This window comes from Streptomyces sp. NBC_00316 (assembly GCF_036158715.1).
Lineage (GTDB): Bacteria > Actinomycetota > Actinomycetes > Streptomycetales > Streptomycetaceae > Streptomyces.
On the sequence record NZ_CP108023.1, the window covers coordinates 6,719,463 to 6,743,576 of the forward strand.

General features: G+C 71.1%; 22 protein-coding genes. 16 read left to right on the plus strand and 6 right to left on the minus strand.

From position 1 onward, the window contains the following. Positions 1 to 75: 75 nt before the first annotated feature. From OG878_RS29905 to OG878_RS29935, 7 genes are all read left to right on the plus strand, one after another. Complete coding sequence (locus tag OG878_RS29905; RefSeq protein WP_328889653.1) at positions 76 to 1,005, plus strand: carbohydrate ABC transporter permease; 930 nt, start codon at positions 76 to 78, stop codon at positions 1,003 to 1,005. Next, positions 1,002 to 1,913, plus strand: a complete 912-nt coding sequence (locus OG878_RS29910; protein WP_328889654.1) for a carbohydrate ABC transporter permease — start codon at positions 1,002 to 1,004, stop codon at positions 1,911 to 1,913. The genes OG878_RS29905 and OG878_RS29910 overlap by 4 nt, the downstream gene beginning before the upstream one ends. A gap of 111 nt (positions 1,914 to 2,024) precedes the next feature. After that, on the plus strand, positions 2,025 to 3,200 hold the full coding sequence (locus tag OG878_RS29915) for a Gfo/Idh/MocA family protein (RefSeq protein WP_328889655.1): 1,176 nt from the start codon (positions 2,025 to 2,027) through the stop codon (positions 3,198 to 3,200). Positions 3,201 to 3,256: 56 nt separating this feature from the next. After that, a complete protein-coding gene (locus OG878_RS29920; RefSeq protein ID WP_051878080.1) occupies positions 3,257 to 4,027 on the plus strand; it encodes a PmoA family protein in 771 nt (256 codons plus the stop codon). Then, positions 4,024 to 5,604, plus strand: coding sequence for a glycoside hydrolase family 43 protein (locus OG878_RS29925; RefSeq protein ID WP_328889656.1), 1,581 nt, complete (start codon positions 4,024 to 4,026; stop codon positions 5,602 to 5,604). The genes OG878_RS29920 and OG878_RS29925 overlap by 4 nt, the downstream gene beginning before the upstream one ends. Continuing rightward, positions 5,601 to 6,944 (plus strand): ABC transporter substrate-binding protein, encoded by a 1,344-nt coding sequence (locus OG878_RS29930; protein WP_328889657.1) that lies wholly within the window; start codon positions 5,601 to 5,603, stop codon positions 6,942 to 6,944. Before OG878_RS29925 ends, OG878_RS29930 begins: the two co-directional genes overlap by 4 nt. A gap of 280 nt (positions 6,945 to 7,224) precedes the next feature. Then, positions 7,225 to 8,568 (plus strand): pectate lyase family protein, encoded by a 1,344-nt coding sequence (locus OG878_RS29935; protein WP_328889658.1) that lies wholly within the window; start codon positions 7,225 to 7,227, stop codon positions 8,566 to 8,568. A 95-nt stretch (positions 8,569 to 8,663) separates the two neighbouring features. Here the strand turns inward: OG878_RS29935 and OG878_RS29940 are convergent, their stop codons facing one another. After that, the gene (locus OG878_RS29940) at positions 8,664 to 9,389 is read right to left on the minus strand and encodes a hypothetical protein (protein ID WP_328889659.1); all 726 of its coding nucleotides are present in this window, start codon (positions 9,387 to 9,389) and stop codon (positions 8,664 to 8,666) included. Further along, positions 9,386 to 9,958 (minus strand): SigE family RNA polymerase sigma factor, encoded by a 573-nt coding sequence (locus OG878_RS29945; RefSeq protein ID WP_328889660.1) that lies wholly within the window; start codon positions 9,956 to 9,958, stop codon positions 9,386 to 9,388. Before OG878_RS29945 ends, OG878_RS29940 begins: the two co-directional genes overlap by 4 nt. Before the next feature lie 229 nt (positions 9,959 to 10,187). On the opposite strand from OG878_RS29945, the gene OG878_RS29950 reads away from it, so the two are divergent. After that, positions 10,188 to 11,663 (plus strand): NCS2 family permease, encoded by a 1,476-nt coding sequence (locus OG878_RS29950; RefSeq protein WP_328889661.1) that lies wholly within the window; start codon positions 10,188 to 10,190, stop codon positions 11,661 to 11,663. A gap of 82 nt (positions 11,664 to 11,745) precedes the next feature. On the opposite strand, the gene OG878_RS29955 is transcribed toward OG878_RS29950, so the two are convergent. From OG878_RS29955 to OG878_RS29965, 3 genes are all read right to left on the minus strand, one after another. Continuing rightward, positions 11,746 to 13,197 (minus strand): peptidoglycan D,D-transpeptidase FtsI family protein, encoded by a 1,452-nt coding sequence (locus tag OG878_RS29955; RefSeq protein WP_328889662.1) that lies wholly within the window; start codon positions 13,195 to 13,197, stop codon positions 11,746 to 11,748. Between the two features lie 91 nt (positions 13,198 to 13,288). Then, complete coding sequence (locus OG878_RS29960) at positions 13,289 to 13,780, minus strand: GNAT family N-acetyltransferase (protein ID WP_328889663.1); 492 nt, start codon at positions 13,778 to 13,780, stop codon at positions 13,289 to 13,291. Between the two features lie 3 nt (positions 13,781 to 13,783). Then, complete coding sequence (locus OG878_RS29965) at positions 13,784 to 14,554, minus strand: IclR family transcriptional regulator (RefSeq protein ID WP_030919961.1); 771 nt, start codon at positions 14,552 to 14,554, stop codon at positions 13,784 to 13,786. Between the two features lie 156 nt (positions 14,555 to 14,710). Between OG878_RS29965 and OG878_RS29970 the strand changes: the two genes are divergently transcribed. The 8 genes from OG878_RS29970 to OG878_RS30005 all read left to right on the plus strand — a co-directional run bounded on the left by OG878_RS29970 (position 14,711) and on the right by OG878_RS30005 (position 23,476). Beyond that, positions 14,711 to 16,231 (plus strand): aldehyde dehydrogenase (NADP(+)), encoded by a 1,521-nt coding sequence (locus OG878_RS29970; RefSeq protein WP_328889664.1) that lies wholly within the window; start codon positions 14,711 to 14,713, stop codon positions 16,229 to 16,231. Beyond that, the gene (locus OG878_RS29975) at positions 16,228 to 16,836 is read left to right on the plus strand and encodes a DUF1349 domain-containing protein (protein WP_328889665.1); all 609 of its coding nucleotides are present in this window, start codon (positions 16,228 to 16,230) and stop codon (positions 16,834 to 16,836) included. The genes OG878_RS29970 and OG878_RS29975 overlap by 4 nt, the downstream gene beginning before the upstream one ends. 198 nt (positions 16,837 to 17,034) lie before the next feature. Continuing rightward, positions 17,035 to 17,505 carry a GNAT family N-acetyltransferase gene (locus tag OG878_RS29980; protein WP_328889666.1) on the plus strand — a complete coding sequence of 157 codons (471 nt, stop codon included), beginning with the start codon at positions 17,035 to 17,037 and terminating at the stop codon, positions 17,503 to 17,505. A 150-nt stretch (positions 17,506 to 17,655) separates the two neighbouring features. Beyond that, complete coding sequence (locus OG878_RS29985) at positions 17,656 to 20,142, plus strand: Tox-REase-5 domain-containing protein (RefSeq protein ID WP_328889667.1); 2,487 nt, start codon at positions 17,656 to 17,658, stop codon at positions 20,140 to 20,142. 80 nt (positions 20,143 to 20,222) lie between these two features. Continuing rightward, on the plus strand, positions 20,223 to 20,921 hold the full coding sequence (locus OG878_RS29990; RefSeq protein WP_328889668.1) for an Imm52 family immunity protein: 699 nt from the start codon (positions 20,223 to 20,225) through the stop codon (positions 20,919 to 20,921). Continuing rightward, positions 20,918 to 21,445: a hypothetical protein gene (locus OG878_RS29995; protein ID WP_328889669.1), complete on the plus strand. Its 528-nt coding sequence runs from the start codon at positions 20,918 to 20,920 to the stop codon at positions 21,443 to 21,445. Before OG878_RS29990 ends, OG878_RS29995 begins: the two co-directional genes overlap by 4 nt. Positions 21,446 to 21,595: 150 nt before the next feature. Beyond that, the gene (locus OG878_RS30000) at positions 21,596 to 22,315 is read left to right on the plus strand and encodes a DsbA family oxidoreductase (protein WP_328889670.1); all 720 of its coding nucleotides are present in this window, start codon (positions 21,596 to 21,598) and stop codon (positions 22,313 to 22,315) included. 99 nt (positions 22,316 to 22,414) lie between these two features. Next, positions 22,415 to 23,476, plus strand: coding sequence for an aminotransferase class V-fold PLP-dependent enzyme (locus OG878_RS30005; RefSeq protein ID WP_328889671.1), 1,062 nt, complete (start codon positions 22,415 to 22,417; stop codon positions 23,474 to 23,476). Positions 23,477 to 23,494: 18 nt separating this feature from the next. On the opposite strand, the gene OG878_RS30010 is transcribed toward OG878_RS30005, so the two are convergent. Beyond that, entirely contained in the window at positions 23,495 to 23,989 is a 495-nt protein-coding gene (locus OG878_RS30010; protein ID WP_328889672.1) for a MarR family winged helix-turn-helix transcriptional regulator, read from the minus strand. Between the last annotated feature and the right edge of the window lie 125 nt (positions 23,990 to 24,114).

The following is a 24,114-nucleotide window of genomic DNA, read 5'->3' on the forward strand; positions in this document are numbered from 1 at the left end:
AGCGCTTACGCAATGCACGCACCACCAGCACTCGCGCCACCGAAACCCGCACTCCCCAAGAAACGGAGACGTGTCATGGCCCAAGCCGCCGCTGTGGCCACACCGCCCAAGGTGCCCCGGCGCCGCTCCGCGAACCCCCGCCGACTGCCCTATCTGCTGGTCGCCCCCGCGGGGCTGCTGATGCTGGGCTTCATCGCCTACCCGATGGTCAGCGTCTTCTACTACAGCCTGCAGAACTACAACGTCACCAAGCCGTGGCGGAACGGCTTCGCCGGCTTCGACAACTTCACCCGCATCTTCACCGAGGACGACCAGTTCTGGGCGACGCTCGGCTTCAGCGCCCAATGGGTCGTCACTCAGGTCGCGCTCCAGCTCACGCTCGGCCTCGCGCTCGCCCTGATCGTCAACCAGACCTTCATCGGCCGGGGCGTCTCCCGCGCCATGGTCTTCTCGCCGTGGGCCGTCTCCGGGGTACTGACCAGCACCATCTGGATCCTGCTGTACAACTCGTCGACGGGCTTCAGCCGTTACCTGGCGGACGCCGGGATCGGCGACTACGGCACCTCCGTGCTCTCCGACACCGGCACCGTCTTCTGGGCCGCGACCGTCGCCGAACTCTGGCGCGGGGTCCCCTTCTTCGCCATCCTCATCCTCGCCGACCTGCAGTCCGTCTCCAAGGAGCTGTACGAGGCGGCAGCGGTCGACGGCGCCGGACGGCTGCGGCAGTTCTTCCACATCACCCTGCCGCACCTGCGGGACGCGATCATCCTCTCCACGCTGCTGCGCGGCGTCTGGGAGTTCAACAACGTCGACCTGCTCTACACCCTCACCGGCGGTGGACCGGCCGGCGAGACCACCACCCTGCCGCTCTATGTCGCGAACACGGGCATCGAGGGCCACGACTTCGGCTACGCCTCCGCGCTCACCACCGTCGCCTTCGTGATCCTCCTCTTCTGCTCGATCGTCTATCTGCGCCTGAGCAAGTTCGGAGGCGACCACAAGTGACTGCCGCACTCGCCGAGAAGCACACCGGCACCGTCGCGGGGACCGTAAGCCCCACCCCGCCGCCCACCGAACACCGCCGCCGCGGGCGTGAGCGCGCCTTCGACGACGTACCGCGCTGGCAGATCTACGTACCGCTCGGCATCTATCTGCTCTTCACCCTCGTTCCGTTCTACTGGATGTTCCTCTTCGCCGTTCGGCCCACCGGATCCACCTCGCTCGTGCCGTGGCCGATGACGGCGGAGCACTTCTCCAAGGTCTGGAACGAGCGGAGCTTCGCCGTCTTCTTCCAGAACAGCATGATCGTCGGCGTCTGCACCCTGGTCGCCACGACGCTCGTCGCGCTGTGCGGCGGCTACGCCCTCGCCCGGTTCGACTTCCGGATCAAGAACGGCTTCATGCTCGCGCTGCTCTGCTCGCAGTTCATCCCCGGCGCGCTGATGCTCGTACCGCTCTTCGAGATCTTCAAGAACCTGCAGATGATCAACTCTCTCGGGAGCGTCGTCATCGCCGAGACGGTCTTCCAGCTGCCGCTCTCCATCATCCTGATCAGCGGCTTCATCAAGAACGTGCCGGTCAGTCTGGAAGAGGCCGCCTGGGTGGACGGCTGTTCGCGCTTCCGGGCCTTCTGCGCGGTGGTGCTGCCGCTGCTGCGTCCCGGACTGATCGCCGTCGGCTCCTTCGCCTTCGTGCACAGCTGGAACCACTTCCTGTTCGCCCTGATGTTCCTCAGCGAGCAGGACAAGCAGACGATCCCGGTCGGCCTGAACACCCTCATCGGCGCGGACAGCGTCGATCTGGGCGCGCTTGCCGCGGGCGGGGTGATCGCCGCGATTCCCGTGGTGATCGTCTTCGCCTTCATCCAGAAATGGCTGATCACCGGCTTCAGCGCCGGTGCCGTGAAGGGCTGACAGCCGCTCAGTGAGGCGCTGTCCCCACCCCCCCGCACGTCGCCCGGTCGAGGAGGACTCCACGATGACCGCACACCCGCTCACAGCCGAGGGACGCATACGGAGGGCCGGATGAACACGGTCCAGACGCCCCTCCCGGTCGTCCTCGCCGGCGCACGCGGCCACGGACGCTGGCATCTCGCCAACATCCGCCGCCTTCAGGACCAGGGCCTCGTCCGTCTCGTCGGCATCTGCGAGCTGACTCCGCTGACCGAGACCGAACTCGCCCCCTTCGCCGGTGAACTGCCGTCACAGTCCAGTGATTTCGGTGACCTCCTCGACTCCACCGGAGCCCGCGTCGCCATCATCTGCACCCCGATCCAGACGCACACCGCACTGGCCCTGACCGCTGCGGCCCGCTCCGTCCACCTCCTGCTGGAGAAGCCGCCCGCCGCGACATACGCCGACTTCGAGCGGATGGTCACCGGCGTGCGGGCGGCCGGCGTCTCCTGTCAGGTCGGCTTCCAGTCCTTCGGCTCGCACGCCGTGCCGGCGATCCGGGAGCTCATCGGCTCCGGGGCCATCGGCGCCGTGCAGGGCGTCGGCGCCGCGGGCGCCTGGGTCCGGGACGACGCCTACTACCACCGGGCGCCCTGGGCCGGGCGGCGCAGGATCGGCACGGTGGACGTCGTCGACGGCGTCCTCACCAACCCCCTCGCCCACGCCGTCGCCACTGCCCTCGAACTCGCCGACAGCGGGACAGCCGAGGATGTGGCGTCCATCGAGACCGAGCTGTTCCGCGCCCATGACATCGAGGCCGACGACACCTCCTGCGTACGCATCACCACCACGCGCGGGTTGCCCGTCACCGTCGCCGTCACTCTCTGCGCCGAAAAGCCGGGCGAGCCCTATGTCGTCGTCCACGGCGACCGCGGCCGGATCACGTTCTGGTACAAGCAGGACCGGGTCCTGGTCCAGCGCGCCGGGCACGGTCCCGAGGAGGCCGTGCACGGGCGGACCGACCTCCTGGAGAACCTCGTCGAACACCTCGCGGGGCGTTCCGCACTCCTCGTACCGCCGCAGCGCACCGGCGCGTTCATGCGGGTCGTCGAAGCCGTACGGACCGCCCCGGAGCCCGTCGCCCTGCCCTCCGATGCCTGGCACACCGAACCCGCGACAGCCTCCACCGGGACCCGCCGGGTGGTTCGCGGCATCGACGCCCTGGTCGCGGCGGGCGCAGACACCCTCACGCTCTTCTCCGAACTCGGCGCCTCCTGGGCGCTCCCCACCGAGGTGAGGTCATCGTGACCCCGACATCCGCACTGCTGAGCTGCGCCGGACGCCCCGTCGGTCGCTATACCTATATGCCCGCGGACGAGGGGCGCCCCTACTTCCACCCCGTCACCACCTTCGCGGGTGTCCCGGTCACCGAGGAACGCCCGGCCGACCATCTCCACCACCTGGGTACCTCGGTCGCCGTCCCGGACGTCGCCGGGCACAACTTCTGGGGCGGCCGAACCTTCGTACGCGGCCAGGGCCCCACCGCACTCGACAACCACGGCGTCCAGCGCCACCTCGGCTGGAAGCTCTGCGACCCGGACGGCTTCGTCGAGGAGCTGAGCTGGGTGGCGGACGACACCGAGCTGCTGCGCGAGCACCGCACCGTCGCCGTCGCCGAACTCTCCGACACCGCCTGGGCGCTGGACTTCTCGTTCTCGCTCACCAACCGCGGCACCGACGACCTCTCCATCGGCAGCCCCGCCACCAACGGCCGTCCCGGCGCGGGATACGGAGGCTTCTTCTGGCGAGCCCCGAAGGAACCGGCCGCGCCCGCCGTGTTCAGCGGCTTCGGCGACGGTGAGGAAGCGGTCCACGGGCGGGTCGCCGACTGGGTGGCCATGACGGGCGACGGCTGGACCCTCGTCTTCGCCGGCGCGACCGAGGAGACCCGGCGCGACCCGTGGTTCGTCCGGAGCGCCTCGTACCCGGGCGTCGGCTCCTCGCTCGCCGCCGCCGAGCGGCTGCCGGTGCCGGCCGGTGCGACCGTCGTACGCCGTGTGGTCACCGTCATCGCCGACGGCCGGCTCGACCGGGCCACGGCGGCCGCATACGTCCGCCGGGCGGTGACCGCATGAGCCGTCCCTGGACCGCCGACCTCGGTGACGGCACCTACCGCAACCCGGTCCTGAACGCGGACTGGTCCGACCCCGACGTCGTCCGGGTCGGCGACGACTACTACCTCACCGCGTCCAGCTTCGGCCGGGTCCCCGGACTGCCGCTGCTGCACTCCCGCGACCTGGTCAACTGGACACTCGTCGGCCACGCCCTCGACCGCCTCGAACCCGCCGCAGACTTCGCCGTGCCCCGCCACGACTGCGGGGTGTGGGCACCGTCCTTCCGGTACCACGCCGGCCGGTTCTGGATCTTCTGGGGCGATCCCGACCACGGTGTCCAGCAGATCAACGCCGAGTCGGTACGCGGCCCGTGGAGCACCCCGCATCTCGTCAAGGCGGGGAAGGGACTGATCGACCCCTGCCCGCTCTGGGACGAGGAGACCGGCGAGGCCTACCTCGTCCACGCCTGGGCGAAGTCGCGCTCCGGCATCAAGAACCGGATCACCGGCCACCGGATGAGCCCGGACGGACGCGAACTCCTCGACGAGGGGCAGACCCTGATCGACGCCGATCTGATCCCCGGCTGGTTCACCCTCGAAGGCCCCAAGCTCTACCGGCACGACGGCGAGTTCTGGATCTTCGCCCCGGCCGGTGGGGTCACCACCGGCTGGCAGGGGGCGTTCCGGTCGCGCGAGTTCTTCGGACCGTACGAGGAGCGCGTCGTCCTCGCCCAGGGCCGCACCGGCGTCAACGGACCGCACCAGGGCGGCTGGGTCCGGACCGCGGCGAACGAGGACTGGTTCCTGCACTTCCAGGACCGCGGGGCGTACGGGCGGGTGGTCCATCTCCAGCCGATGCGCTGGGGTGCGGACGGCTGGCCGGTCCTCGGCGACCACGGCGAACCCGTCGGCGTGCACCCCAAGCCGGTCGCCCCGGAGCAGCCCGTCGAAGCCCCGGCGACCAGCGACGACTTCCCCGGCGGGCGGTACGGCAGACAGTGGCAGTGGATGGCGAACCAGCGACCCGGCTGGACCGTCGAGCACGCCGGGGACGGGCTGCGGCTCAGCTGCGTACGGACCGCGTACGCGCACGACCTGCGGGCCCTGCCCAACGTCCTGGTCCAGCGGCTGCCGGCCGAGACGTTCACCGTCGAGGTCGAGGTCGCCCTCGGCAGCGACGAGACCGGGGCCAAGACCGGGCTGGCCGTGCTCGGCGACGCCTTCGGCTGGATCGGCCTCGAACGCGCCGAGGACGGCGGCATCCGCCTCGTGCACCGGTACGCCGAGACGGTCGCCGAGCACGAACGGGATGCCGAGCACAGCCGCCCGGCTCCCGACGGGCGGGCCCGGCTCCGGATCGAGGTCACTGCGGGCGCCCGCTGCCGCTTCTTCGCCGACACCGGCGACGGGACCGGGTTCTGTGCCTCGGGGCAGCCGTTCGCCGCGACTCCCTGGCGTTGGGTCGGCGCACTGCTCGGCCTTTTCGCCACCGCACCGGCCGGGACGGGACCGGCCGGGACGGCCGCCTTCACCGGTTTTCGCATCACCGATGGAACCGCACCAGAACCGACAGATCCCAGAGAGAAGAGCCGACCATGAACATCTCGAAGACACAGCGGGGACGTGCCGCGGCAGCGATGTCCCTCGCGACGGTGCTCGCCCTCACCGCCACCGCCTGCGGTGACGACGGCAGCGGGGCGGCGGGCGCCGAAGGGAGTGGCAAGGGCAAGATCGTCTTCTGGGACAACAACGGAGGTGTCCGTACCGACATCTGGAAGCAGATCATCGCCGACTTCGAGAAGAAGTACCCGAAGATCGAGGTCCAGTACGTCGGGGTGGCCGCCCCCGAGGCCCAGTCCAAGTACGACAACGCCATCCAGGGCGGCGGCCTGCCGGACGTCGGCGGTGTCGGCGCGGCGATGCTCGCCGGGATTGCCGCGCAGGACGCGCTGGAGCCGCTGGAGGGACGGATCGCCGGGTCCTCCCTCGAAGGCAAGCTGAACAAGGGCATGGTCGCGTCGGTGAAGAATGCCGGCGGCTCCGACGAGCACATGTACAACGTGCCGATCTCCGCCAACAACGGCGTCCTGTACTACCGCACCGACCTGTTCAAGAAGGCGAATCTGGCCGAACCGACCACCTGGGACACGTTCTACCAGGCGGCCGACAAGCTCACCGCCGCCAAGAAGAACGAGTTCGGCTACACCATCCGCGGCGGCGCCGGCTCCATCGCGCAGGCGATGGACGCGATGTACGGACAGTCCGGCATCACGTCCTTCTGGGACGCGAGCGGTGACAAGACCACGCTCAACGACCCGAAGAACGTCGCCGCGCTGGAGAAGTACACGGGCCTCTTCAAGAAGGTCACCCCGTCCGCCGACCTCAACAACGACTTCATCAAGATGGTCGCCCAGTGGGACTCCGGCACCATCGGCATGGTGAACCACAACCTGGGCTCCTACCAGGACCACGTGAAGGCCCTCGGCGCCGACAAGTTCCGCGGCATTCCGCAGCCCATCGGCCCCGGCGGCAAGCGGGTGCAGGTCTCCAACCCGGTCGACGGCCTCGGCCTGTTCAAGTCCTCCAAGAACAAGGAGGCCGCCTGGAAGTTCATCGAGTTCGCCGCCTCCCACGAGGCGAACTCGAAGTTCAACGAGTCGGCGGGCCTGATCCCGGCCAACACGGAGGCCGCCACGGACGCCTGGATCTCCAAGACCGAGCCGACCAAGCTCGCGGCCCAGACCCTCAACGACGGTTCCACCACCATCGTCCAGCTCCCGTACTACCTGCCGGACTGGAACACCGTCAGCAAGGCCGACAACGAGCCCGAGTTCCAGAAAGTGCTTCTCGGCAAGACCACCGCCAAGGCCTTCCTGGACAAGATGGCCGACGAGCTGAACAAGGCCCAGGCGGAGTGGAAGGACCAGAAGAAGAGCTGATCCGACCGACCGTTCTCCCACGGCCGGCGCCCCCGGTGACCGGGGACCGGCGGCGGTACGGGTCGCGCCCCGCCGCCGGTCCTCTCTTCCCGCACGACCGGAACATCCCGACCGCTCGCACGCTGCCGGGCGAGGGCGTCCCCGTACCGGGCGAGGCGCACCGCCCCGGCGCACCGGTCCCGGCGGACCGGATCACCCGGATCCGGGCCCGGCGCACGCAGCGCTCCGTACGTCACCCCACCGCTTCGTCACTTCACCACTCACCGTCGAAGGAACCGCCATGTCTGCACGCATGACTCATGCACGCGCCATCGCCCTGGTGATGGGCTGCGCCTCGCTCGCACTTGCCGTGACCGTTCCCGCACAGGCCGCTTCCCAGAAGGGACACCAGGTGCCCGGGCACCGGGGCATCGAGCGCGCCGTACTGCCCGCGGGCGACGGCTGGGCCGCCGCCGACGGCTCCACCACCGGCGGTTCCGCGGCGACCCCCGACCACGTCTACACCGTGACCAACCGGGCCGAACTGATCGCGGCCTTCCGGGATGCGGGCGACGCCCCGAAGATCGTCAGGATCGACGGAACCATCCACGGCAACGCGGACGCAGCCGGCAACCCGATCGACTGCGAGGACTACCGGACCGACGGCTACACCCTGGACAAGTACCTCGCCGCGTACGACCCGCAGACCTGGGGCAAGACGCTGCCGTCCGGACCGCTGGAGGACGCCCGCGCCGCGTCCGCCGCCCTGCAGAAGGAATCGGTCGAGGTGGAGGTCCCTTCCAACACGACCCTCGTCGGTGTCGGCGACGACGCCACCGTCATCGGCGCCAGCCTCCAGGTGATGGACGTCTCGAACGTCATCGTCCGCAACATCACCTTCGAGGACACCTACGACTGCTTCCCGCAGTGGGACCCCACCGACGGTGAGACCGGTGCCTGGAACTCCGAGTACGACAACCTCGTCGTCACCGGGTCCGACCATGTCTGGGTCGACCACAACACCTTCAGCGACGGCGACCGTCCCGACGCCGACCAGCCGCTCTACTACGGCGACGTGTTCCAGCAGCACGACGGCCTCTTCGACATCGTCCGCGGCGCCGACCTGGTCACCGTCTCCTGGAACGTGCTGAAGAACCACGACAAGACCATGCTGATCGGCAACAGCGACAGCGCCGCCACCGCGGCGATCGACCGCGGAAAGCTCCGTGTCACCCTGCACCACAACCTTTTCCAGGACCTCAAGGAACGCGCGCCGCGCGTCCGGTTCGGCGCCGTCGACTCGTACAACAACCACTTCGTCGCCACCCCGGACGCCCCGTACGGCTACAGCTACGGCGTGGGCATGGAATCCCGGATCGTCGCCGAGCACAACGCCTTCACCCTCGCGTCGCAGGTCGACCCGGCGACCATCCTGAAGAAGTGGAAGGAGTCCCCGATCACCGCCGGGGACAACTACGTCAACGGCCGCAGGACCGACCTGATCGCCGTTCACAACGCGGGAGTTCCCGCGGAGCAGCTCACCTCGGGCGCCGGCTGGACCCCGACCCTGCGCACCAGGATCGACAACCCGCGCGCCGTGCCGGGCATCGTCGACCACGGCGCGGGAGCCGGAAAGGGCTGCTGACCGGCGGGCGGCCGACGACCCGTCAACCCGCCCTCGCAGCAAGCGGATCCCCTCGTTCCCGCACCGCACCGGTCGAGGGGCTCCCCGTGGTGCTGTCAGCGGTCCACCGTGAAGCCGTCGCCCACGGAGACGGCCCGTCCGGTGGTCCGGGCCGCGTGCGCGGTGAAGTAGTCGCCGCCCGCGTCCCGTTCGCCCTCCGCGTGGTTGTACTGCCCGGCGAACATGTGCGTGCCGGCCGGCACCGTCCGCCCGGGCTTCAGCGTCCACCGGTAGACGAGGAATCCGCCCTCCTCCTGCGCCGATGCGGTGAAGTCCTCCACCGGCAGGGAGCGCCACGAACCGGTGGTGCGGACGCCGCCGGTCAGGGCGACGCGCAGCTCGACCGTGAGCGAGGAGAGCGGCTGCGTCGTCCTGAGCGTCACATTGCTCTGCGCCCAGTACGGGTTGCTGTGCGGGTCGATGACACCGTCCCCCCGCAACGGCCCGTCCTCGGCAAGCAGTTCCGGCACGTGCCCCGGAGCCGTCGGAATCGCGGACGGGGCCGAGGCGGACGGGACCGGGGGAGCCGCCGTCCGGCCGCCCCGAGTCTCGCCGCCGCCCGCCGAGGTGGCGACGAACGCCCCGGCGGCCAGCACGCTGCAGACCGCCGCAGCCGCCCCGGTGATCCGCAGCCAGGGCAGCGCGCCCCGCGGCGCGCGTGGAGCGGGGGTGCGGCGGCCGTCCGCCATCCCGCGTTCGACGTGCGCCAGCATCCGCTCCCGGTCGGGGTGGTGGGCCTCGGCCGCCTTGCGCAGCCCCTCACGCACCTCGTGGTCCCTCACTGCCTTCCTCCCCCGTGCTGCACCGCCACCGCCACCTGCACCTGCGGGGCGGGCGTATCGGGGCCGAGCAGGCGCTGCAGCTCCGTCACGGCACGCGAGGTCTGGCTCTTCACCGTGCCCACCGAAATCCCGAGAACCAGCGAGGTGTCCCGCTCCGACAGGTCGAAGGCGTGCCGCAGCACCACGCACGCCCGCTTGCGGAACGGAAGCTTACGGAGCGCCCATTGGACGTCGACCACCGCCGACACATCCGGATCCTCCACCGCGTACCCGTCGCCGCCCCCGCGCGGCGCCCAGAACAGGGCGATCCTGCGGCGCTCGCGCACGGCACTGCGAATCCTGGTCCGGGCGAGGTTGGTGACGACGCCCCGCGCGTACGCGACAGGATGGTCTGCGCGGCGGACCCGGTCCCAGCGGTGCCAGAGCGCCAGCAGCGCATCGGCCGCCAGATCGTCCGCGCCCTCCGCCTCACCGGTCAAGAGATGGGCGAACCGCGCGAGTTCGGCGTAATGGGCCTCGAAGAACTCATGGAACTCGGCGGCAGCGGCATCGTCGTCGACTGGGCCCACGGGTACCTCTCTGTGCACTCGATTCCCTGTACGCGCGCCGTCCCGCTGTGTACGTTCCCCGGTACCGTCCGCGGGGTGCGGGCGGGGAGCCTATCAGCGCACCCCGGAAGCGCTTCGACACGGGTGTGCGATCCCAGTAAGGCGTAACACGGCGAAAACCTGAAGACCCCGTGCGCGAAGGAACAATCCAGCTACCCGCCTGGGGATCTTCACCTACTGAGGGAGTGCCATGCCGGACAGCACCGTGGACAAGACCGACAGCGCCGACGCACCACCAGCCCCCACTGCGGCCGTTCCCGCGCAAAATGCCGTGGACCGCCACTTCTCGATCACTGCCCGCGGCTCCAGTTTCGGGCGCGAGATACGCGGCGGCTTCGCCACGTTCTTCACGATGGCCTACATCCTGGTCCTCAACCCGATCATCCTCGGCTCGGCCGAGGACAAGTTCGGCGCCCACCTCTCCGGCCCCCAACTCGTCACCGCCACCGCCCTGGTGGCCGCCGTGATGACCGCGATCATGGGGCTCGGCGGCAATCTGCCGCTCGCCGTCGCCGCCGGTCTCGGCCTCAACGCCGTCGTCGCGTTCCAGATCGCACCGCTGATGAGCTGGCCCGACGCGATGGGCCTGATCGTCATCGAGGGGCTGCTGATCTGCGTCCTGGTCGTCACCGGGCTGCGCGAGGCCGTCATGCAGGCCATCCCGCCCGCCCTCAAGCAGGCGATCAGCGTCGGCATCGGGCTCTTCATCGCGTTCATCGGCTTCATCGACGCGGGCTTCGCCACCCGCATCCCCGGGGACACCGGTTCCGTGCCCGTCCAGCTCGGTGCCACCGGGCAGCTCTCGGGATGGCCGGTCCTGGTCTTCTGCCTCGGGGTGCTGCTGACCGTCGCGCTGCTGGCCCGGAAGGTGAAGGGCGCCATCCTCATCAGCATCGTCGTGATGACGGCCGTCGCGATCGTCATCAACGAGATCGCCGACATCGTCCCGGCCGCCTGGGGGCTGACCGTCCCGTCCGTCCCCGACGACATCGTGGCCACACCGGACTTCGGGCTCGTCGGCTCCTTCAGCCTCTTCGGGGCGTTCCAGCAGACCGGCGTCCTCACCATCGTCCTGCTGGTCTTCACCCTGATCCTCAGCGACTTCTTCGACACCATGGGCACCGTCGTCGGCATCTCGAACGAGGCCGGGCTCCTCGACGAGGACGGCAAGGTCCCGAACCTCGGCCGGGTCCTGCTCATCGACGGCGCGGCGGCCGTGGCGGGCGGCGCGGCCTCCGCCTCGTCCAACACGTCCTACATCGAGTCCGCGGCCGGCGTCGGCGAGGGCGCCCGCACCGGCTTCGCCTCCCTGGTCACCGGCGCGCTGTTCGCCGTCGCCCTGTTCCTCACCCCGCTCGCCACGGTCGTCCCCGCCCAGGCCGCCGCTCCCGCCCTGATCGCCGTCGGCTTCCTGCTGATGGCCCAGGTCCGGCACATCGACTGGGAGAAGTACGAGATCGCCATCCCGGCGTTCCTCACGATCGCCGTCATGCCGTTCACATACTCGATCACCAACGGCATCGGGGCGGGCTTCCTCGCGTACGTCGTCATCAAGACCGTCCTCGGCAGGGCGCGCGAGGTGCACTGGCTGCTCTGGGGCACCTCGGCGCTGTTCGCCGTGTACTTCGCGATCGACCCGATCGAGCAGCTGCTCGGTGTGAAGTAACCGCCCCGCGCGGCTGGTCGTCACAGCCGCGTCGTCCGGTCCGGCACGGAGCCCCGGCCACCGTGCCGGACCGCACGACCTCTTACGCCTGGAGCGCCGCCTTCATCATCTTCTGCGCGACCGGCGCGGCCAGCCCGTTGCCGCTGACCTCGGAGCGCGCCGAGCCCGAGTCCTCGACGACGACGGCGACCGCGACCTCCTTGCCGGTGGACCTGTCCTTCGCGTACGAGGTGAACCAGGCGTACGGGGTGTTGCTGTTGCCCACGCCGTTCTGCGCGGTGCCCGTCTTGCCGCCGACCTCGGCCCCGTCGATCCGGGCATTGGTGCCGGTGCCCTGCTCGACGACGGTGACCATCGCGCTGCGCAGCTGCTCGGCGGTCGAGGCCGAGACCACCCGCCGGGTGTCGCCGTCCGCGAAGTCCTGCAGGGTCTTGCCCTCCGCGTCCGTCACCTCGGACACCATGTGCGGCGCCGCCAGCTCACCGCCGTTGGCGAGGGCCGCGGAGACCATCGCCATCTGCAGCGGGGTCGCCGTGACCTCGAACTGGCCGATGCCCGTCAGCGCCGTCGATGACGCGTCCATGCCGGACGGGTAGACGCTCGTCGAGGCGCGCACCGGCACATCCAGCTTCTGCGTGTTGAAGCCGAACTTCTCCGCCATCGCCCGCACCTTGTCCTGGCCGAGATCGGCGGCGACCTTCGCGAAGACGTTGTTGCAGGAGTACTGGAGCGCGGTGCGCAGGGTGGCGTTCTCGCAGGGTGCGGAGGCGCTCTCGTTCTTCAGGACCGTGGACGTGCCGGGCAGCGTGTAAGGGTCGGGGCTCTCCGTGCGCTCGTCCACCGAGCTGTAGAGGCCGTTCTCCAGCGCCGCTGACGCCACTACCAGTTTGAACGTCGAACCGGGCGCCAGCGGCTGCCGCAGCGCGCGGTTGACCAGGGGCTTGTCCGGGTCGGCGAGCAGCTTCTGCCACGTCTCGCCGTCCGACGTCCCGCTGATCCCCGTGGGGTCGTACGAGGGGGTGGAGACCATGCCCAGGATCTGCCCGGTCCGCGGCTCGATCGCGACCGCCGCGCCCTTGTCGTCACCGAGCGCCTCGTACGCCGCCTTCTGCACGTCCGGGTCGATCGTCGTCAGCACGTTGCCGGGCGCCGTCTGCTTGCCGGTCACCACGTCGAGGGGGTTCTTCAGCCGGTCGTCGGTGCCGTCGAGCACATGGCTGTAGATCCCCTCCAGCTGGGTCGCGCCGTACGCCTGCGAGCTGTACCCGGTGACGGCGGCGTAGAGCTCGCCCTCGGTGTACGTACGTCTGTAGGCGAGATCGCCGCCCTGGGTCCTCTTCGATCCGGTGACCGGTGACCCGGCCACGATGATGTTGCCGAGCGGCTGCGCGTACTGCGCGATCGTGTTCCGCCGGTTGTGTGTCTCGTCCGCGAGGGCTCGGGCCTGGTACGCCTGCACCCAGGTCGCCCGCCCCAGCAGGGCGAGGACCAGGAGCAGACAGAAGACCGAAGCGCGCCTGATTGTTCTGTTCATCCCGCTGGAGGGACGCGCGGAGAGGCCCGGTGCGTTCCTGTCCGTGCCGGTTCTCACCGTTTTCTCAGACGGCCCGGGCCGGCCCCGGTTCTCAGCCGGCCGGGGCCGTCAGCGTGAAGACCAGCTCGTCGGTCAGTTCACCGCGGGCGTGCGCGAAGCCCCGGTCCTCGCCCGTGACGGTGAAGCCGCACTTCTCCAGCACCCGGCGCGAACCGGTGTTGTCGGCCGCCGCCCGCGCGTGCAGCGGGCGTTCCGGTACGACGTCGAGCAGCGCCCGCAGCGCGGCGGTCGCGAGCCCGCGGCCCCAGTGGGCCCGGTCGATCCAGTACGTGACCTGGCGGTCGCCCGCGGGCCCGTACACCCCGGCGTTGCCGACCACGGCACCGTCGGCGAGCACCGTACGCATCACGATCGAGCCGTCGGCCAGCAGCCGCGCCCAGTGGGCGTCGAACGCGGCCCGGTCCGCCGGGTTCTCGCTCGTGAACGCGGCCGTGCGGACCGCCTCCGGGTCGCACATGTACGCGTAGAAGAGCGGCAGATCGCTGTCGTGCACCTCGCGCAGCGTCACCTCGGGCGTGCCCATGGGTCAGAGCCTCCGGGTGGCGAGCGTCAGCCGGTCCCGCGCGTCGAACAGCGCGTCCTTGACCATCTGCTCGTGCGCGGGGGTGAGCCGGGCGACCGGCACCGAGCAGCTGATCGCGTCGCGGGCCGGCGTCCGGTACGGGATCGCGATGCCGAAGCAGCGCAGCCCCAGGGTGTTCTCCTCGCGGTCCACGGCGTACCCCTGCTCGCGGATGACGTGCAGCTCCTCGATGAGCTTCTCGCGGTCGGTGAGGGTGTGCTCGGTCAGCGCGGGCAGCGTCTCCGGCAGCATCTTGCGGACCTGCTCGTCGCTGTGGGTGGCCAGCAGCGCCTTGCCGAGCGAGGTGGAGTGGGCGGGCAGCCGGCGGCCCACGCGGGTGAAGGGGCGCAGATAGTGCTGGGACTGGCGGGTGGCGAGGTAGACCACGTTCGTACCGTCGAGGCGGGCCAGGTGGATGGTCTCCGTGGTGTCGTCGGAGAGCCGGTCGAGCGTCGGGCGGGCGGCCGCGACGACCTCGTCGCCGTCGATGTACGACGTGCCGACCAGTAGGGCGCGTACGCCGATGCCGTACCGCGTCCCCGTCGCGTCGGTCTCCACCCAGCCCAGCTCGACCAGGGTGCGCAGCAGCATGTAGAGGCTCGACTTGGGGTAGCCGACGGCTTCCTGCACGGCCGCCAGCGAATGCATGCCGGGCCGTCCGGCGAAGTACTCGAGCAGCTCCACCGTCCGCACCGCGGACTTGACCTGTGCCCCACCTGACTCGGCAACCGACATCGCCCTACGCCCCTTCCAGCCCACTTGCGCATCCCTGCGACTTCTTGCCAACACGGAACGCCCGGAAATAGAGTCCCTACATATTCACGATCAGGAACTCTGTTCAGAATACCGAACAACTTCTTGATCTGTGGCAGTGAAGCGGAAGGAAACACGGTGGCAGCAGCACCAGTCTGGAGCGTCGACCCCCGCACCGGGAACCCGCGTGAGCAGGTTGCGGTGGAGGCTACAGCGGAGGAGGTCGACCGCGCCGTCCGGGCAGCACATGCTGTACGGAACTCGCTCGCCGACCGGACCGTACGGGCCGCTTTCCTGCGTACCGCGGCCGATCTGCTCACCGAGGCCGGGGAGCATGTGATCGAGGCCGCCGACGCGGAGACCGCACTCGGCCCGGCCCGGCTCACCGGTGAACTCGCCCGCACCGCGGCCCAGCTGCGGGCCTTCGCCGAGGTCGTCGACGAGGGCGCCTTCCTCGACATCCACATCGACCACGCGGACGACACCCGGACCCCGCCGTGGCCCGACCTGCGCCGCTACAAGATCCCGCTCGGCGTCGTCGCCGTCTACGCGGCCAGCAACTTTCCGCTCGCGTTCTCGGTGCCCGGCGGCGACACCGCCAGCGCGCTGGCGGCCGGCTGCCCGGTCGTCGTCAAGGCGCACCCCGACCACCCCGCCACCTCCGAGCTGTGCGCCTCCGTGCTGCGCCGGGCCGCCGCCCAGGTCGGCCTGCCCGAGGACGTACTGATCCTCGTGCACGGCTTCGAGGCGGGCATCGAGCTGGTCAAGCACCCGCTCGTGGCCGCCGCCGGATTCACCGGCTCGATCCGTGGCGGGAGGGCGCTGTTCGACGCGGCGGCCGCCCGGCCCGCCCCGATCCCCTTCCACGGCGAGCTCGGCTCCCTCAACCCCGTCGTGGTCACCGAGGCGGCCGCCGCCGAGCGCGGCGAGCAGATCGGTGCCGGGCTGGCGGGCTCCATGACCATGGGCGCGGGCCAGTTCTGCACGAAGCCCGGCTTCGTCCTGGCCCCGACGGGCGAGACCGGTGACCGGTTGCTGAAGTCGCTGACCGCGGCGGTCAGCGACAGCGAGGCCGCGGTCATGCTCGACCACCGGATGCGGGACGCCTTCGTCGCAGGGGTACGGGCCCGGGCCGAACTCCCGGAGGTGGACGCGCCCGTCACCCCCGGTTCCGGCGGCGACCACACCGTGTCCGCGGGCTTCCTGACCGTACCGGCGCACCTGCTGGCCGCCGAGGGCCCGCACGACGCGCTCCTGGAGGAGTGCTTCGGCCCGGTCACCGTCGTCGCCCGGTACGCCTCCGAGGACGAGATCACCGCCGTGCTCTCCCGGCTCCCCGGTAACCTCACCGCCACCCTCCAGATCGCCACCGAGGGCGCCGACGCCGACGCCCCCGGACTCCTCGAGGCCCTCACCCCGCTGGCCGGCCGGCTCCTCGTCAACGGCTGGCCGACCGGCGTCGCGGTCGCGCCCGCCCAGCACCATGGCGGCCCCTACCCGGCCACCACCTCCACCTCCACCTCGGTCGGCGCCACCGCGATCGAGCGCTGGCTGCGCCCGGTCAGCTACCAGACGACGCCGGAGGCCCTGCTTCCGCCGGAGCTGCGTGAGGACAACCCGCTGGGTCTGCCGCGCCGCGTCGACGGGCGTCGGGCATGACGGCGGCCGTTCCGGAACTCCCCTTCGAGCTGCGGCCGTTCGGCCCCGAGGGGCAGTGGACGTACGAGGACGGCGTGCTGACCGGACGGGCGGGCGCCCGGCAGGACCGGTTCGTACCGCCCGGTGGCCACTCCCTCGACCCGGCGAGCGACGCACCGCGCCTGCTCGGCGCCGCCCCGGACGGCGACTTCCAGCTGATCGCCCGGGTGAAGGTCGGCTTCGCCGCGGCCTTCGACGCCGGGGTGCTCTATCTGCACGTCGGGGAACGGGAGTGGGCGAAGCTCTGCCTGGAGCTCTCCCCGGCCGACCCCACCATCTGCACCGTGGTCACCCGCGGCCGCTCCGACGACGTCAACTCCTTCGTCGTGGACGGCGACAGCTTCTGGCTGCGGCTCAGCCGCACCGGCAGCGCGTATGCCTTCCACGCCTCGGCCGACGGCGAGAAGTGGACCTTCGTCCGCGTCTTCTCCCTCGGCGACGCGGACGGGGCGAAGGCGTCGATCGGCTTCCTCGTCCAGTCGCCGACCGGAGAGGGCTGCGAGGCGTCGTTCGACCGGATCGCGTTCCGGCCGGCCGGGCTCGACGACCTGCGCGACGGCAGCTGAGCCGCCTCGCACACGCGTGCCCGGCCGCCGAGCGGCCGGGCACAGCAAGGCGGCGGGACCGGGCATGCGGCCCGTCCGGCACTCCGGCACCGACCGGAGTGCCGGACGGGCCGCGTGCGTCGCAGCAGCGCACGACCCCGCACCGCCCACCGGGCCGGCCGGCGCAACCGCGGGCAGGCCCGTCGCGTCCCTCCCCGCATGATCAGAACTGCGACGCCCGCCGATCTCGACGCCGTGGTCGAGCTGCACACCGAGGCCCGCGCCACCTACTACCGGGGCCACCTCCCGGCGCAGGAGTACGCGGGGTCCGCCGAAGTCGGCCGCAGCCGCGCCGGCTGGTCCCGTGCGATCGACCACCCGGACGCCACCGTGCTCTGCGCCGAACGGGACGGAACCCTCGCCGGCATCGCGGCCTACGCCGTACGCGACGGCGCCATGCACCTGACCCAGCTCCATGTCTCCCCGTCCCGCTGGCGTTCTGGAGTCGGCACCGAACTCCACGCCGCCTGCGTCGACGCCTGGCGGCAGGCCGGAGTGGACAGCGCCCGGCTGGAGGTCTTCGTGCACAACACCCGCGCCCAGGCCTTCTACGCCGACCGGGGCTGGACCCCGGTTCCCGGCCACCCGCGCACCGGCACCCACCTCGTGCTGCGTCTCGCGCTCAGCTGACGGCCGAGATACTGCTGCCGCACCGGAGCCCTGCCGAGGCCCCTTGGGACCGGAGTTGGGCCCTGGGGCCCAAGACGTCCGCCCGGTCCCGCCCCTAGCCTGAGTGGTCATCAACCCGTTGGTGGGCAGGTCTGGTTGGGGGAACAAGGCATGTCGGCGATCGGTGGCATACCCGTGTACGGAGGCGACGCCCCGGCACCGGGCGAGGGGCGGCGGGAGCTGCCACGGGCGCTCCGCTCGGCACGGGTCCTGCTCCATGTCCTGTTCGGCGCAACGCTGCTGGGCGGTCTCGGCCTGTTCGGCTCCGCCCTCGCCGTGGACGCGATGGGCGGCGTCGTCATCGGCCTCGCGCTGTACGCGGCCGTGCCCGGAGTCGTCGGCTGGCTGCTCTCGCGACGCGTCTGGACCGGTGGCCGAGGCGTATGGGGCGGCCTGATCGCCGTACAGGTGTGGCTGATCCTCGGCGGACTGGGCAACATCGCGGACGGATCGGTGCACGGCTTCACCCAGCTGTTCGTGCCCACGCTGATCCTGGTGTTCCTCACCCGGAGGGAGAGCCGGGCGTGGTTCCGGCTCGCGACGCAGGAGCGGGCGGACAAGCCCGACTTCTCCCTCGCGCACATGATCACCTGGCGTCGTGACCGGGGGCAGACGGCCCTGGAGTACCTGGGTCTTGTCCTGATCGTCGTGGCGCTCATCGGGGCGCTCGTGCTGAGCGGTGCCGGCGGACAGATCACCGATCGCCTGCAGGCCGCGATCTGCTCCCTCACCGGCAGCTCGTGCCCGGCGGCGGGTACCGGCAGCGACACCGTCGGGGCCGGTGACGACAAGGGCGGTTCGGCCGCCGGCGGTTCCGCCGCGGGTGGCAGCGCGGTCGCGGGCGGCGCCGGCTCGGGCGGCGCTGCGGGCGGTGGCTCGGGCACCGGTGGTTCGGACTCGGGCGGCGCCGACGGAGGCGGCGCGGCTTCCGGTGGGACCAACAGCAGTGGTGGCTCCGACGGCGGCGGCACGAGCGGAACAGGCGGCGCGAACGGACCCGGCGGTACGAACGGAACGGGCGGTACCGCTTCCGGTGGGGGTATCGCAACCGGCGGTACCGCGGACGGTGGCGGCACGGGCGGACCCGACGGACCGGGCACCGACACCTATCCCGAGACCAGCACCGAGCCCGAGGCCACGTACGACACCCCCGTCTCGGACGCGGACTCCGACGACTCCGGCGACTCCGGGAACGGCGGGGACGAGAAGGAGGACTGCGGCGGCTGGGGCTTCTTCGGCTGCGCATGGGACCGCACCACCCAGGTCGTCAAGGGCCTGGCCGTCGACGGTGTCTGGGGTGATGTCACCGGCATCATCGACCTGTTCAAGCCCGAGACCTGGTCCGGCCTGGCCGATTACGGCAAGCAGCTGGGCAGCACGTGGATGCAGGACTCCAAGGACGCCGGGAGCAAGTGGGACAAGGGCGACTACTTCGGTGCGCTCGGCGACTGGGGCAAGGCGTCGTTCAACACCGTGGTGAAGGTCGGCGACGACATGTTCGTCGGCGACGAGGTACGGGACCGCTGGAACAACGGGGAGAAGACGCGGGCCGTCACCGACGTCGTCTGGAACGTCGGATCGCTCTTCATCCCCGGCTACGACGTCGCGAAGGTCGTCGGCAAGGCCAGCAAGCTCGGCAAGCTCGGCAAGGTCGCCGCGAAGGTGGCCGAAGCCGCCGAGAACGCGGGCAACGCCGCGCGCCGGGCCCGCAAGGCCGCCGAAGTCGGAGACATCGACGGTGTCCGCAAGGCCGCCAAGGAGGCCGACGAGGCGGCGGACGAAGCCGAGGACGCGGCACGCAAGACCGGTTGCAGCATCGCCCTCGGCCCCCGGGTGCGCTACGGCGGCACCGGCGGGATATCCGGGTCCGGAACCGGGGTGCTCGCCGCAGGACCCCCGAGCCATGTGATCCTCGCCGACGACGGCTGCGACAAGGACGCCGAGGCCAAGGCGAAGGAGGCCCGGGAACAGGAGCGGGCGGCTCACCTGGAGCAGAAGCGGGCCGAGGAGCCCGACCGCGCGGCCAAGGCGGAGCTGGCCAAGAAGCAGTGGCCCGAGCCCCGGCGCAACGACACCTCCGACCCGCGCAACTACAACCCGCCGGACTGGGCCGCGGACCTCAAGAAGCCGGACTACGGATCCGCCGACAACGGCGCCGGCTACTGGGCCAGCCGCGACCGCAATCCCCCGCCCAACTGGAAGAACGAGTCGTGGCTCCGCTACCAGGAGCAGGTCACCGGCACCGTGCGCGGCCGGGAGTACGTCGTGCCGCACCCCAAGGAGGGCAAGCCGGCGGTGGAGTACGACGGCTGGGACTCCAGCAGGCAGACGTTCCTGGAGGCGAAGAACGGCTACAAGGGGTACCTCTCGCAGACCGAGAAGGGCAGCCTCACCGCGTCCGGCAAGAACGAGTTCGTCACGGAGGCCCGGGCTCAGGTCGAGGCGGCCGGCGGCAAGGCCATCGAATGGCACTTCTCCGATCCGGACGTGGCCGAGGCCGCCGCCAAGGCGTTCCGGGAGGAGGGTCTGCCGATCACGGTCGTCCCCACCAAGCAGCTCCCGAGCAACAGCACCAGGAAGCCCGGGGCGTTCGACTGATGCCCCGCGCGACAGGCACTAGCCTGGCTCGGGCGGTGACTCTGGCCGGACCGGTGGACGACAGAAGACGGAGACAGGACATGCGGCGTGTGGTGCGGGGCTTCTGGGGTCCCCGGGAAGAGTCGGTCGAGGCGGTGGCCGGACGCTGGAAACTGATGCTGGACCGGCTCGCCGGGCTTCTGCCGGCCCCCGGGGCGGGCGGGACGTGGAGCCAGGTCCGCGAGTCCGGACCCGCCACCGACCTCGGCACGGACGAGGCGTCCCTGTTCGCCGCTCTGAAGGTGCAGCAGCAGGAGGCCAGGTACGCCTCGGACGGCGCCGGACTGTATCTCGTCACCAAGGACGGGCAGGGCTGGGAGATCGAGGCCAGGGGCCTGGCGGGCGGCGCCTCGGAGTTCCTGTTCAACTCGATGGTGATCGGTATCAAGTCGCCGGAGGGCGCGGATGTCCCCGACGCCGAGCTCCTCACGGCGGTCGCCGAGGTGTGGGGGCCGGACTTCGGGGATGTGACCGACGACGACGTGCTCGATGCACTGGGGGACAACGGGTTCGGTGTCGGAGCGCCCGGCGTCGGCTGGGTCGGCTATCTCTCCCCGGGACGCGCGGCCCTGCTGCCGGACGGCCTCACCTCCGCCCGCAAGGAGCTCGCCGGCGGAGGCGTCCTCCTCGACATCGCGCCGCGCGGCGACGCCGGGGCCGTGGTCCGGGCCTGCGTACAGCTGCGGGACGCCGGTGTGCTGGAGCCGCTGCCGCGCCCGATGGACCGGCCCGCACTGTGACGGCCCGGAGCGGCGAGACGTTCGAGCTCGGCCGCGCGGTCCGCGACGTCGAGGCGCTGCTCGCCGGGCCCGTACCGGCGGCCGGACCGACGGAGAGCGAGGGCGACCCGGTCACGGGGGAGTGGACCGGGACCTCCGGCGAGGGCTTCCGGTTCCTGCCGCTCTGGGAGAGCGGCAGCCTCGTCGGCGTGTACGCGCCCGAGTGGAATGACGCGGAGGAAGCCGCCCGCGGGCATCTGGACGACCTCGTGGCGGAGTTGGACCGCCGGTGGGGTGCGCACCGGAAGGTGGGCATGCGGGTGCCGATCTTCCGGAACATCGCGGACGAGCCCATGCCGCCGCTCTTCCAGGCGCTGTGCGACAACGACTGCCTCGGCGATCTGTCGGCGTGGGGGCCGGTGGCCGCCGGTCCCGGCGCCGCGGACGTGTGGGTGGCGGCCTCCGTCAATCAGTGCGACGGCGACGCCCCGATGATCATCGTGGCCCTCGTCAGCGACCGCCCGATCGTCGAGCTGGAGGATTAGCGGCCGGCGAACCTCCGGCCCGGTCGGGGAATGACAGGGTCCGGGCGTGCGTTGACCAGGGGAGCGGAGGGTGCCTCCGCGCTGCCCGCGCGCAACCGTGCCGGGACAGCCGCACGATCCGTCTGCAACAGCCTGGAGAGAAGAAGAGTCATGCGCGTCGAGATCTGGAGCGACATCGCCTGCCCCTGGTGCTACATCGGCAAGGCCCGCTTCGAGAAGGGCCTGGCGGGGTTCGCCCATCGCGACGAGGTCGAGGTCGTGCACCGTTCCTTCGAGCTCGACCCGGGGCGCGCCAAGGGCGACGCCGCGCAGGTGATCGACATGCTGGCGCAGAAGTACGGGCGCACACGTGAGGAAGCCCGGTCCATGGAGGCCAACGTCGCGGCCAACGCGCAGGCCGAAGGGCTCGGCTACCGGACCGAGGGGCGCGACCACGGCAGCACCTTCGACATCCACCGGCTGCTCCACCTCGCCAAGGCCCGCGGCCGCCAGGACGAGCTGCTGACGCTCGCCTACCGGGCGAACTTCGCCGAGGAGCGGTCCGTCTTCGACGACGACGTCATGGTCGAGCTCGCCGTCGAGGCCGGTCTCGACGGGGACGAGGCGCGCGCCGTGCTCGCCGATCCCCAGGCGTACGCGGCCGAGGTGCGGGCCGACGAGCAGGAGGCGTCCGCGCTGGGTGCCAACGCCGTGCCGTTCTTCGTGCTCGACCGGCGGTACGGGATCTCCGGCGGCCAGCCTGCCGAGGTCTTCGCACAGGCGCTGGAGCAGGCGTGGAAGGACCGCCCGCTGACCGCCATCGGCTCGGACGGGGCGGCCTGCGACGCCGACGGGGCCTGCGAGGTCCCGCAGTCCGGCGCCCAGGGCTGACCCGCACCCTCCGCCGAGCTGCACACATAAGCGCTGCTTGGGGGTTCCCCTCAACTCTGCACAATTGACGAAGAGTTGAGGGGGATTCAGGGTGGATGCATGGAGACTTCCTTGCTCACCCAGCTGGCAGGCGCCGAGTTCGCGCCCAAGACCACGTACCTCAACACCTCCAGCTGCGGGCTGCTGCCCCGCCGCACCGTCGAGGCGGTGAAGGCGCTCGTCGACGACAACGCCTCGGGCGCCGGCCCGGGTGCGGGCAGCTTCGACGTCGTGGATGCCGCGCGGTCCCGGTTCGCCGCGCTCGTCGGCGTCGGCCCCGACCGGGTCGCCACCGGCAGCTCGGTCGCCGTCCACGTGGGTCTGATCGCGGCCTCCCTGCGGGCGGGCTCCGAAGTGCTCGTTCCCGAAGGGGAGTTCAGCTCGGTCGTCGGTCCGTTCGCGGCCCGTCGTGATCTGCGGATGCGGTACGTCCCGCTGGACGGCATGGCCGAGGCGGTGCGGCCCGCGACCGCGCTGGTCGCCCTCTCCTCCGTGCAGTCCGCCGACGGCCGCCTCGCCGACCTCGACGCGGTCCGGGCGGCGGCCGCCGCGCACGGAGCCCGGGTCCTTCTCGACGCCACCCAGTCCGCGGGCTGGCTGCCGCTGGACGCCGGGGCGTACGACTACACCGTCACCGGCGGCTTCAAGTTCCTGCTCTGCCCGCGCGGCACGTCGTTCCTGACCGTCACGGAGGAGGCGCAGGAGACCCTGCCGCCCCTCTTCGCGGGCTGGGTGGCCGCCGAGGACCGCTGGAACAGCACCTACGGTCCGATCGACCGGCTCGCGGCGACCGCTCGCCGCTTCGACGAGGCGCCCGCTTTTCTCGCGTACCACGGGGCCGAGCACTCCCTCGCGCTGCTGGCCGAGATCGGCATCGATGCCGTGCACGCCCACGACACCGCACTGGCCGCCCGGTTCCGTACCGGACTGGCCGCGATCGGCCATGAGCCGGTGCCCGGCGGGACCGCGGTCGTCGCCGTGCCGGGACTCGGCAGCCGGGAGCCGGCGCTGGCACGGGCCGGCATCGCGGTCTCGCACCGGGCCGGGAACCTGCGGGCGGCCTTCCACCTCTACAACACGCAGGCCGACGTGGACCGCGCGCTGGAGGTGCTGGCGGGCTGACCTGCCGGCCCGCTCCGGTCAGCGGCCTTCCGGGCAGGCCTCGGCCTGGTGGCAGAGGTTCTCCTCGACCTTCGCCAGCAGCCGGGCCAGCTCGGTGCGCTCCGCCGCGTCCAGACCGGCGAGCGTGCGTTCCTCCAGATCCGTCCAGGCGCGCTCCACGCCCGAGTGCAGCGCACAGCTGTCGGCGCTGGCCTCGACGAGGACGGCCCGCCGGTCGTCGGGGTCGGGGCGGCGGCGGACATGACCGGCCTGCTCGAGCCGCTGGAGCATCTTGGTGACGGTCGACGGATCGAGGTCGGCCGCCTTGATCAGCTCCGACTGGCGCGCCGCACCCTTGTCCCACAGGTACATCATCAGGAACTCCTGGCCGGGGTAGAGCCCGGCGCACCTGAGTGCCTTGCCGGCGGCGATCCGGTGCAGCCGGGCGACCCGTGAGACGGCATGGCTGACCGGGCCGCCGCGGGCGGCGCTGGGCAGCTCGGTACAGACGGGGTCGACGGATTCGGCCTTCATGGGAACTCCCTCGGGGCGGTGCTCCGGCCGGTCCGGGACCGGCTCCGGCGCTTTCTGTGAACTTTACCTTGGTCGGCCAAGTAATGGGTTACAGTGGCGCACGCCGTTAATAATTGGCCGACCAC